Raw genomic sequence first — 11,232 nt, forward strand, 5'->3', positions numbered from 1 at the left:
TTTCACCTTTATGATAAAAATATATCGTCTGATGAACATTTCCGTATGTCTTATTATTGGGATGCGTATTAGTTGCCTTCCATATTATTTCTGAATCGAAACGATCCGGTCCAAAAACCTCGTCCAATGCTTGACGAATTAAACTGTTTACACGCCAGTCGCAATGCACATATATGCTTCCATCGGGCGCTAACAAATCCCGCATCAAGAGCAGCCGCTCGTAAATCATTGAGATAAAAGAATCGGCACCTTTGCCCCAAGTATCTCTATAAGCTATCTGCTCCAGCAGGTTCGGCTCCTTGTGAAACGTCTCGCCGCCGACCTCGACGTCCATCGAGAAGTCGGCGCCGACATCGAAAGGCGGATCGATATAGATAAGTTTGAGGCCGCCGGCTTCCTCGATTTGGCGGCGTAGCGCGCCGGACTTGAGGCTCGACAGAATCAGCTTGTTGTCGCCCCAGATGAGCTTGTTGGTCCAGCCGCCCTTCTGTCGCCCGCGGGCGTCGAACAGATCGCTCTGAACTTTGGTCTCTTCGCGCGGCTCGTCGATATGCTCCAAGGTCTGGAACGGCAGTACGGCATTGCATACATCGGCGGTCTTGCCGTTCCAGACCAGCTCCACTTCGCGCTTGTCCTCGAACAGCAGGAAGCGGTATTTGTCCGGTAGTGGTTTGTCTGCCTGAATGAGCTGGATCAGGTCGCGCTTTTCGGCTTCGGAAAGCACGTTCGTCGGTTGCGTTGGTTTGGCCATAGTATTTCTTTGAACAGCTACCCGCTCTTAAAACCGAGCCGGCGCTCTTGTAACTCATTGAATTTATTATAGTCAGCAGATTTCTAAAAACGAGCTAAGAACTACGGTTCTTAGCTGTCGTTCTTGGTGTCCGGCAAATGCCAACGTGCCCATCGGCGCTGGCCCTCGAGCGTTACTTTTCCTTCGCCGCGAAGCTCCTGCAAAAGACTTTGAACCTGCCGTTCTGGTAGGTCCGGCAAGACTTGGCATAACACAGAGAGCGCGCTGCCTTTTTCATCGTTATCGCGAATATGCTTGAGCAAGAGCTCTTTGTTCGTCTCATGGGCCAGCCTTCGCTCGCGCGTGTACGTCCCGCTGCGGCCGAGCGCGCCATACATGGATCGCGAGAGGATATAACGCACCCCACGGCCACGGCCGAGCTTTTCAACGGCGCCATTCTCGACCAAAGCCGGCAAACGCTGGCGCATCACATCACTCAACGGCTGTTTGCGCCGTAGCGCATCGAGGGCGAGGAAGTCGTAAGTGGAAAAAGTAGCCAGCCTCTCAGCCCCCACTTTCTCCAGGTAACGAATGAAAGCCGGGTCTTGCACCGTACCCTGCAACGTAAGACGCACCTCGTGCTCACTTGAGCCAGCGAAGTCTGGCAAAGGCTTACTCTGACGGATCGCGTTCTCGACCATGAGGTTCAAGCCCTGGCCAGAACGCTCAATCAGGCCACAACGGGCCAACGCTTCCGCAATGCGGCGGTTACGCGGGTTCTGTTGGTCGAGGATGTTGTCGGGCGTTATGCCAACCGGAAAGCCGCCTGGGCTTACAATCTCGAGACGACGCGGATATTGACGCACAAAGATCGAGCCGCCCAACCGATAGTCGCGATGCGCAACGGCGTTGAGCAACGCCTCGCGAACCGCTATCTCGTCGAACGTCGCGATATCGTAGCGAAAAAGGCCATCCTGATAACTCTGGCGATCATTGCGTACGTTGATCTTCTGCCAAAGCTCGTCGTAAACGCTGAAAAAGCCTCTGCGTAGATCGAGCCGGTCCTGGGCTGGGCCCGAAGCGTCGGACGATCGATATTCGAACACAATCTCTGTTTGAGCGAGATAGCGTCCCAAAGCTTCTCGACTGCCAAACAAAACTAGCGCGGCGATAGTGATCCGTCCATCGAAGATCAGCTCCGCATCGGTCAGTAGCTGCTCGACGCTTTGATTTCCAAGCTCCGGCTTACCGGACTTACGCGCCCAACGACTACGAAACGCGTCGACGGCCTCCGTATCCAGATCGCTTAGCGAAGCCTGCGAGGCCGTCGCAGAAAAATCAGGCCCGCCTTCCGACAGCATTTGCTGAAGCTCTTCCGGCGGGATCGGCACGAGATCATCCCCAGCGCGACGTAGATATCTCCCATCGTGATGCCAAGCCGTGCCTGGCAGCCGGCTCGGAACGTGTACAACCAGTACACGGCGGCCATCCATCGCCAGCTCTTCGATCGGTACGCGGTGGCTAAGATTCTGGTGAATGCCTGCAGAAGTTCGGCCTGGCTCGGCAAAAGCCTCAGTGCCGACGACGGTACGCGGCCTGGCATCCGTTACACCGAGAATTATTTTGCCGCCGCCTTCGTTCGCCAAAGCCACGCAATAATCGAGCAGCTTCTCGAAGTGATAGTTGCGGCGCGCCGACTTGAACTCGAGATGCTCAGCCTCGGGCGCGGCGATCCAGTGTCGCAACTCCTCCAACGAGGTCATGGTTGAAATTCACGGAAGGAGGCAACCAGACCCGCCATATCTTTCGGAGGATTGCGCTCGAAGCCGGCTTGGTCGACATAGACGAAGCGATATTCTGGCCCGCCGTTCGCAAGGCTGGCCTGCGTCGCATCCGCGCACCACTGGCGCAGACGGGCCATTTTCTGTGGCAGATCGATTTCCTCGCGGCCCTTGGTCTCGATGATGAACACGGTGCCTTCCACTGTGCGCACAATGAAATCCGGCGTATAAGTCGACAGATCACCGTCCGCCTTCACATAGTCGATCGCAAAACCGATCGCTAGGTAGTTTTTGGTAAAGGCGGCAACATCCGACGCGCTATTCAGAAAAGCCGCAAAGGCCAGCTCGAAACCACCGGTTCCCGGCTCAGCTACGATCTTGGAAAAGATCGTCTTGTTCGACTGCATGAAGGGCCGATTGCTGGGCGAGAACGGCCGCGTACTCTTCAGGCGGATATAGTCTTCGATACGAGACGTGCCGCTATCCGCGACCGTAATCGCGTTGATGCCTGCCTTGAGATTGTCGAAGATCGTTTTGGCGGCTTCTGGCTCCGACAGATTGCGCAGCACTACCGGGTCTTCGAGATCGACCGGGCTGTTCTCGAACAGGTGATCGCGTATGAAGTCGCGCACCTTAGGATAGAGCACGTTGTAGCCGCCAACCAATCGTAGTTCCTTGAGCAACTGACGAGCGAAAAAGGCGACGACCGAGCGATAGTCTGCCGGACCGATACCGTCGAGATTGACGGTATGGTGCGCGGCATCGTCGAGCATGGTCTTGAAGACGATTTCGCGCGTTTGCTCCGGCGAAAATGGTTTGATCGGCAGTCTTTCGTTGCCGAGCGCGGTCACATCAAGCTCGGTCAGATCGCGGAATTCGCGGTTGAATCGGCGTGTCAGCTTGGGGATGGCGATATCAAGCGCGTCGATATCCTTGTCTTCGTTTTCGGTGTCGACCTCGACAACCAGCGACGGTTTGCGTCGTGCCGCATCGCCCATCGGCTTACGCTCAAATTCGATGCCTTCCGTCTTCAGTCCTTCAACAAATTCCATGAATAACTGCGTACCGATTACCGAGACGTACTCCGGTTCGTCGCTGTCGAAATACATACGACGCAGCCCACGCCCCAATGTCTGCTCTGGCAGAATATTGCTCTTGGCGCTGTAGGCGCGCAGCCCCACGATCGTGGTCACGTTCCGAACGTCCCAGCCTTCCTTGAGCATCAATACTGAAACGATGGCTCTATAGGGGCTTTGCCAGCTGTCGATATTGTTGGACGCTTGGCGCAGTGACTCGAGTTCTTCAAGCTTCTTTCCAGACTTGGCTTCGGATATCTCGCCGTTCTTCTTGGTGTGAATGACCAGCACGCTGTCTTCCAACTCCGGCGCGATCTTCTCCAGGTGTTCGCCGACCTCATCGCAGTTCTTGGTGTCGTCCACCATCACGAACAGCACGGCTTTCTTGCCGAGCTTTTCGTGCTCGGCATAGCTTACCCGCCATTCCTCGACGCCGAGCTGTAGATAGTCGGCATATCGTTCGGTGAACAGCGCGCTCTTGTGCTCGGAAAGCCGGCTCACGCTGGCCGCGTCCGGCAGGGTCGGATGCTTGACCACGTTCTGATGGATCGCCTCCACCAGCGGATAATCAGACACGGTCTGGACGAAGATCGCGCCGTTGTTGTGCTTCGGCGTAGCGGTCACGTCCAGCTGCAAGGCGAGCCGGCCATCCTTCTGGAGCATCCGATGGTGGATGTCCTGAATGGATTTGAACCAAGCCATACGCTCGTCGTGGACGTGATGCGCTTCGTCATTAAACACGGCGAGTTCGTCAATATCGCGAACGAGTTCGCCAAGATCCGTTCCGGGGGCGGTCGTTTTGCCGGTTGGCTTGGGTCCGAATGGCTCCAGGAAATAGTCGGTCAGGTTCTCGTCTTCCAGCGAGGGCTGGCTCACATCGCCCAAATAGACGCGATGGATATTGGTCAGAAAGAGATTGCCTGTAGGCCGAACAATGCGCACATCGTCCTGTATGTGCAGCGCCATTTGAAAGTCATCGCGCCAATTACGACCCTCGAAGCCGTTATCGGGCAAGATCGGATCGTTGAAGAAGATTTTCAGCCCGTCGAAGTCCGTGCGCAGACGATCCAGCACGATGATGTTGGGCGCAATCAATAGGATGTTGCGTGCTAGCTCGGAACCTGTTTCATAGGTTCGGTGAAAATAGCTCCAGGCGATCAGTAGCGACAGCACCTTCGTCTTACCGGCGCCGGTTGCCATCTTGCAGACATAGCGTGGCCAGTTCTCAGCAAACATGCCCGCAGAAATAGCCTCGGATGCGTCAAAACGCATTAGATCGAACTTGTCGCGGGCCTGGCGAACTTCGTATAACCAGATAACCGTTTCAACCGCTTCGCGCTGGGCGAAATAGTACGAAAACGGCGAGAGCGTGCCGTTGGCTTCTTCAAGCATGTGGTCTTGCTCAAACCACCAGTTCAGCAGTGCGCCGGATGTGCCCGACGCGCCCGGGTAGCCGTCCGTGCGCCATTGGCTGACCTCTTTTCGAATATTGGCGACCAGCGGTGGTAGGAGCTTTTCGTAGGCGCTGTCCCGCATGGCCTCGTCAGCAGGAAACCAGCGGTGCCCGCTATCCGGAATCTCAAAAGGTGAGCGCGGAAAATCCTTATGCAGTGCCATTCTTCGCCTTATACCCTCCGCCAGCAGCGCGACGATCCGCTAGCATCCCCCTAAAGCACCAAGCCTACCAACTAAATTTTCTGCACGCAGATGCGTATAACGACGAAGTATCTGTATGCTTCGATGGCTGGTTATCGCTACGACCTCTTGGTGTGCTTGGAAATCGGCGCTTGTTTGTTCTGCTGTTAAGTCAGTTCGCGACTTGTTGAAACGCATAGATCGATCCGAGGCCGAGCAGGGCGGTCAGTTCGTCGAGCGCGGTGCGGGTTTCGTCGATGAGATGCGGGTCGGCCAGGTCGTCGATCGCCAGCCGGTCGCGGTAATGGCGTTCGATCCAGGCGGCGAGTTCGGCGTGTCGGGCGTCGTTGAGCAAGACGCCTTGATTCATCGCGTCGCGCTCGGCGGCGGACAGCACAACGCGCAGGCGTAGACAGGCGGGGCCGCCGCCGTTGTCCATGCTCTGCTTCACGTCGTAGGCACGATATTCGGCGATCGGGTTGGCCTCTGCGGCGACAATGCGATCGAGTTCGGCGGCCACGGCCGGATGGCGTTCGCATTCGGCCGGTACGATCACGACCATCTTGCCGTCGGCGCGGGTGAGTAGCTGCGAGTTGAACAAATAGGTCGCCACGGCGTCGGCCAGCGATACGGCCTGACGCGTGACCCGCACCGGGCACAGCGTTGCGCCGCGCGCGTTCATTTTATCGCGGAGTTCGGCGAGCATGGCGTCTTCCTCGGCGAACGCCGTCTCGTGGTAGAGCAGGACCGGGCCGTTACCCACCGCGATCACGTCGTTGTGGAACACGCCGGCATCGATCGCCCGCCCGCTCTGACGGGCGAATACGCATTGTTCGCCGCCCAGCCCGTGCTGGCGCGCCACGGCTTGACTGGCTTCCAGCGTCTGGCGGGCGATGAAGCGCTTGGGGCCGGGCTGGGTGGCATTGCCGCGATCCAGCCCGTCGCGACCGTAGACGAACAGATGCACGCCGGGCGCGTCGTAAGCCGCGGCGAGCCGGGTGTGATTGGCCGCGCCCTCGTCGGAAAAAGCGGGTGTGGCCGGCAGCGCCGGGTGGTGCGCGAAACGCGATTCGTCGGCGAAGATCGCGGCCAGCGCGGCGGCCGTGGTCGGCGCCTCGATCGCGCGATGAAAGCTGGATTGCAGATTGGCGGCGGTGAAATGCAGGCGGCGATCCGGCGCATCGAAGGACGGTGTGACGGTGGCGGCATTGGCCGTCCACATGGCCGCCGCCGAGGAGATCGCGCGCACGATCGCCGGATCGGCGGCCCGGGCGGCGGCTAGCTTCGCGGCCGGTGTGCCGGTGAAGCCGAGCCGATCGAGCATCTCGATGGCCGGGCGCGGCGGCGGCGGCAATACGCCCTGGGCGAAGCCGGCGTCATGCAGGGCTTTCATTTTGGCCAGCCCTTGCAGCGCGGCCTCGCGCGGATTCGAGACCAAACCGCGATGGCTGGCCGAGGCGATGTTGCCGTGGGCCAGGCCGCTGTAGTTGTGGGTCGGGCCGACCAGGCCGTCGAAGTTGACTTCGCAGGTGGCATTTGCGGCGAAGCCGGTCATGGGACGATGCCGTCGAGGCGCACGCCGTGCGGCAGATTTTCGGGCAAGGCGAGCGTCTCGGATTCCATCGAAGCCATCGGCCAGGCGCAGTAGTCGGCGGCGTAGTAGGCGCTCGGGCGGTGATTGCCCGAATCGCCGATGCCGCCGAACGGCGCGTCGGAAGCGGCACCCGTGGTCTGGCGGTTCCAGTTGACGATGCCGGCGCGGATGCGTAGACGGAAATCTTCCCAAAGCGCTTCGTCGCCGCCGATCAGGCCGGCCGCCAGGCCATAGGCGGTGTTGTTGGCCTCGCGGACGGCCTCGTCCCAGCTCCGGGTACGGCGGATCGTGAGCAGCGGACCGAAGTGCTCGACGTCGGCGGTCGCCACGGCCGTCACATCGACCAAACCCGGCGAGAGCAGGCTGGTGCCGGACTTCAGGATTTCGCTGCGCGCCAGCACGGTCGCGCCGCGCGCCTCCAGTTCGTTCTGGGTCGCGACGATCTTTTCGGCCGCGGCCGGGGTGGCGAGTCCGCCGTAGAAAGGTGGGTCGCTTTCGTCCATCGGGTCGCCGACATGCAAATCGGCGACCGCTCTCATGAGCGCCGCGATCAGCGCGTCGCCGGTCTCGCCCTCGGGCACCAGCAGACGGCGCGCGCAGGTACAGCGCTGGCCGCCCGAGATATAGGCGGACTGGATGATGGTCAATACGGCGGCGCCAATATCATAACCAGCGTCGTAACCGTCATCGGCCACGACCAGCGGATTGTTGCCGCCGAGTTCCAGCGCCATGATTTTATCGACCCGGCCGCCGAATTGTTTGTGCAGCGACTTGCCGGTGGCCGCCGAACCGGTGAACAGCAGGCCGTCGATGCCGTCATGCCCGGCCAGCGCCTGGCCAACGGCTTTTTCGCCCTGGACCAGGTTGAGCACGCCGTCGGGCAGGCCGGCGGCCTGCCAGCATTGCAGGGTGAGATCGGCCGTGGCCGGCGTCAGTTCGCTCGGCTTGAATACCACCGTGTTGCCGGCCAGCAGCGCCGGCACGATATGGCCGTTGGGCAGATGGCCGGGAAAGTTGTACGGGCCGAACACGGCCAGCACGCCGTGCGGGCGATGGCGCAGCACCGCTCGGCCGCCGGGGATCTCCTTGGCGCGTTCGCCGGTGCGTTCGTGATAAGCCGTCTGCGAGATGGCGATCTTGCCAATCATGGCGCCGATCTCGGTACGCGCCTCCCAGAGCGGCTTGCCGGTCTCGCGGGTGATCGAGGTCGCCAGCTCTTCCTTATGCGCCTCGATCTGCTGGCCGAAGGCTTCGACGAGGGCCACGCGCTCGGCAAAGGGGCGCCGCGCCCAGCCAGGGAAAGCCGCGCGTGCCGCCGCGATCGCGGCATCAACCTGGTCGGGGCCGGCCGTAGCACCCCGCCAGACGGTACCGCCGCCGATCGGGTCGGTCTTGGTCAGCGCTTCGCCACGGCCGGTCTGCCAGGCGCCGTCGATGAACAGTTGTTGCTTGGTTTCGAGGGGCATGGCGTCTCCGATCTTTCTAGAAGGTCTGGCGTGTTCTTTGGATTGTGCGGGCTTTGTTTGGATTGGGGTTTCGCACTGATGTGCGAGTTCCTTCTTTTGCTTGCCCAAAAGAAGGAACCAAGAAAAAGGCACCCGACACGGCGCCGGCTTCGCCGGTGCACTGCGATGCTCGCGGCGACGGGATGCGGCGCCAAAAATAATTTTAGGCTCGGACGGCTTTGGCCGTCCTCAAACAGCTGACCGCACCGGCGCAGTGCGCCGGACACCCGCCGCCACTGCGCGTCTCCGTCGCCGTGTAACGGGACCGAATACAGGCACGACCTGCCGAACTGATGTCTGTATTGGTCCCCTTGGGCGCAGCGCCGAGCAGTGGAGGCCGAAAGAGAAAAAGACAGCCGGTTGTTTGAGCCGCGCTCAGCGCGGCGAGTTTCCGGCTGTTCTCTTTCGGCCGGAGCCGCGCAGGGCACCGATGCGTAGCATCGGCGCAAGACAGGGTGTCTTTTCCTTTGCTTCCTTTCGTTTGGACAAGCAAACGAAAGGGAGTCGCGCAGCAGCGCGAAACCGCCGCCGGTCACATTCGCGATAGGCGGTCTCATGCGTATTAGTTGTTTGTACCGCAGGGCCGTATGAAATGGCAATCGGTTCTAAAAAGCCATCTAGGCCCCCACTTCCACCTTGACGCGCCGGGCGTGGCCGAACATAATCTCGCGCCTTCACGGCCATGTAGCTCAGGGGTTAGAGCACAGCATTCATAATGCTGGTGTCGCTGGTTCAAATCCAGCCATGGCCACCAAACATGATCAAGGGTTTGCGGCCCCTGATTCTCACACTCCCCCGCGCTGTGGGGGAGATGTGGATGACGCTTTCCCCCGCGACATCATTCAACCATCCGAATCATCGGCCGGGCTTTTTCGTGATAGCCGGGGCGATCGCGTGTGCCGGAATCGGGCGGATGGTCGCGCTCGATCAAACTGCTAGACTCTGGCGCTACACGGCCACGCAATGTCAACGGCCCGATTCCTATGGCGAAGAAATCCGAGGGTGGCAGACGTAAGCCGCTCAAGCTCAAGACCGGCTCGTTCGATCGCAACGCCGCGATGGCGCGTATGGGGGTGATGGCCGGTGCGTCCTTCGCCACCCATACGATGGGCAACTTCTTTCGCAACAAGTCCGATCGCGAGGCGCGCAATCGCGAGTTCTACGTCAAGCAGGCGCAGTTTCTGGCCGATGAACTCGGCCAGCTCAAGGGCAGCGTGATGAAGGTCGGGCAGATGCTGTCGGTCTACGGCCAGTATTTCATGCCGCCGGAGGCGATCGAGGTCCTGCGCAGTCTGCAGGACGACAGCCCGCCGGTGGCCTGGGAGGACCTCGAACCGGTCGTGATCGAACGCCTGGGCCACAAGCGTCTCCAAGAACTCGATATCGATCCGGAGCCGCTGGCCGCGGCTTCGCTCGGTCAGGTGCATCGAGCGTGGCGCAAGTCCGACGGCCGCGAGCTGTGCATCAAGGTTCAGTATCCGCGTCTGGCCGACGCCATCGACAGCGACATCCGCACGCTCACCAACATCGTGCGCCTGGCGCGGCTCGTGCCCAAGGGCATGGAGTTGAACGCGGTGATGGAGGAAGTCCGCGAGATGATCTATCGCGAGGTCGACTACGATCGCGAACTGCGTATGACGCGCGAGTTCTGCGAGCGCCTGGCCGACGACGATCGCTACGTGGTGCCCGAGGTGTTTCCCGAATATTCGACCGAGACCGTGCTCGTGACCTCGTTCGAGGCCGCCGATCACGTGCAGAGCGAGCGGGTGAAAAACCTGTCGCAGGAACGGCGCAACCGCCTGAGCGAGGCCGCGCTCGAACTGTTTTTCCTCGAATTCTTCAACTGGGGCATCGTCCAGACCGACCCGCATTTCGGCAACTACAAGATCCGTATCGACGAAGACGGCCACGACCGGTTCGTGCTGTTGGATTTCGGCGCCACGCGCGAATTCGCGCCGCGCTTTCTCGGCGCGTATTACGACACGGTGGCCGGTGCCTTCGAGCGCGACCGCGCCAAACTCGTCGACGGCGCCATCGGCATCAACCTGCTCCGGCGCGATTCGCCGCAGCGTGTATTTGACGATTTCGCCAACGTCGGCATGCTGATCATCGAGCCCTTCCGCGCCGAGCCGCCGGCCGAGCTGTCCACGCCCGACGGGCGCTACAAGTGGGGCGAGTCCGATCTGTTCCGGCGCGTCTCGCGTGCCGTGCAGGATGCCGCGATCTCGCGCTGGTTCCGTATTCCGCCCCGCGAGATCGTGTTTTTGCATCGGCGTCTCGGCGGCGTGTTCGTGCTGCTCTCGGTGCTTGGCGCCGAACTCAACGCGCACGACCTGCTGGCGTCGTATCTGTATCAAAAAAACGCGCGTATCCGCCCCGACGCGTGACGCGATCCGCGTTTCGATCGTTAAGGACGATTCATGAAATTCCAGGAAACCTTCGACTTCGACCATCCCGCCGATGTCATTCTCAAGATGTTCGGCGACAAGAACTATTACCTCGCCAAATACGAAGAGATGGGCGCGAATGCGCCCGATGTGCTGGATACCGAGAGCGCCGGCGACCGCTTCTCGATTACCGTGCGCCATGCGCTGGACGCCAGCCGTCTGAAGTTTCCGGACTTCATCAAAAGTCGTATCGGCGATCGTCTGTATCTGCGCCAGACCGACACCTGGCAGCTCGACAAGGGCGAGGGCCGGCTCGATATCGAGATCGAAAAAATGCCGGTCGAGATCGGCTCGAAACTCGTGCTCGCCGACCACGGCAACGGCTCGCGCCTAACGCTGGATTTCGATATCAAGGCTTCGGTCCCGCTGGTCGGCGGCCGGATCGAAAAAGCCGTCGCCGGGCCGATCAGCCGGCATGTGCAAAAAGACCTGACGCTGAGCAACCAAATGGCGGCCGACTACGC

7 protein-coding genes and 1 tRNA gene are annotated in these 11,232 nt (G+C 60.4%); 3 read left to right on the plus strand and 5 right to left on the minus strand.

Annotation, left to right across the window (positions count from 1 at the left end; genetic code table 11):
* From VFJ08_RS04545 to astD, 5 genes are all read right to left on the minus strand, one after another.
* A partial coding sequence (locus tag VFJ08_RS04545; protein ID WP_324995623.1) for a DNA methyltransferase occupies nt 1-751 on the minus strand: 751 nt, incomplete at its 3' end.
* A 110-nt stretch (nt 752-861) separates the two neighbouring features.
* Entirely contained in the window at nt 862-2,493 is a 1,632-nt protein-coding gene (locus VFJ08_RS04550) for an ATP-binding protein (protein WP_324995626.1), read from the minus strand.
* Nucleotides 2,490-5,204 (minus strand): DEAD/DEAH box helicase, encoded by a 2,715-nt coding sequence (locus VFJ08_RS04555; RefSeq protein ID WP_324995628.1) that lies wholly within the window; start codon nt 5,202-5,204, stop codon nt 2,490-2,492. Before VFJ08_RS04555 ends, VFJ08_RS04550 begins: the two co-directional genes overlap by 4 nt.
* A gap of 190 nt (nt 5,205-5,394) precedes the next feature.
* Nucleotides 5,395-6,777: an N-succinylarginine dihydrolase gene (astB, locus tag VFJ08_RS04560; RefSeq protein WP_324995630.1), complete on the minus strand. Its 1,383-nt coding sequence runs from the start codon at nt 6,775-6,777 to the stop codon at nt 5,395-5,397.
* A complete protein-coding gene (astD, locus tag VFJ08_RS04565; protein ID WP_324995633.1) occupies nt 6,774-8,282 on the minus strand; it encodes a succinylglutamate-semialdehyde dehydrogenase in 1,509 nt (502 codons plus the stop codon). The genes astB and astD overlap by 4 nt, the downstream gene beginning before the upstream one ends.
* Before the next feature lie 717 nt (nt 8,283-8,999).
* Between astD and VFJ08_RS04570 the strand changes: the two genes are divergently transcribed.
* The 3 genes from VFJ08_RS04570 to VFJ08_RS04580 all read left to right on the plus strand — a co-directional run.
* Nucleotides 9,000-9,075 (plus strand) — tRNA-Met (locus tag VFJ08_RS04570).
* 229 nt (nt 9,076-9,304) lie between these two features.
* Nucleotides 9,305-10,708: an AarF/ABC1/UbiB kinase family protein gene (locus tag VFJ08_RS04575; RefSeq protein WP_324995634.1), complete on the plus strand. Its 1,404-nt coding sequence runs from the start codon at nt 9,305-9,307 to the stop codon at nt 10,706-10,708.
* A gap of 33 nt (nt 10,709-10,741) precedes the next feature.
* Nucleotides 10,742-11,232, plus strand: a 491-nt coding sequence (locus tag VFJ08_RS04580; RefSeq protein ID WP_324995635.1) for a DUF2505 domain-containing protein, incomplete at its 3' end; no start/stop codon positions are given.

Origin of the sequence: Salinisphaera sp. (assembly GCF_035690525.1) — a bacterium.
Taxonomy (GTDB): domain Bacteria; phylum Pseudomonadota; class Gammaproteobacteria; order Nevskiales; family Salinisphaeraceae; genus Salinisphaera.

Bases quoted from the DNA above. Each gene is read 5' to 3' on its own strand.
- VFJ08_RS04550 (WP_324995626.1), bottom strand. From the start codon at position 2,493: ATGACCTCGTTGGAGGAGTTGCGACACTGGATCGCCGCGCCCGAGGCT.
- VFJ08_RS04555 (WP_324995628.1), bottom strand. From the start codon at position 5,204: ATGGCACTGCATAAGGATTTTCCGCGCTCACCTTTTGAGATTCCGGAT.
- astB (WP_324995630.1), bottom strand. From the start codon at position 6,777: ATGACCGGCTTCGCCGCAAATGCCACCTGCGAAGTCAACTTCGACGGC.
- astD (WP_324995633.1), bottom strand. From the start codon at position 8,282: ATGCCCCTCGAAACCAAGCAACAACTGTTCATCGACGGCGCCTGGCAG.
- VFJ08_RS04575 (WP_324995634.1), top strand. From the start codon at position 9,305: ATGGCGAAGAAATCCGAGGGTGGCAGACGTAAGCCGCTCAAGCTCAAG.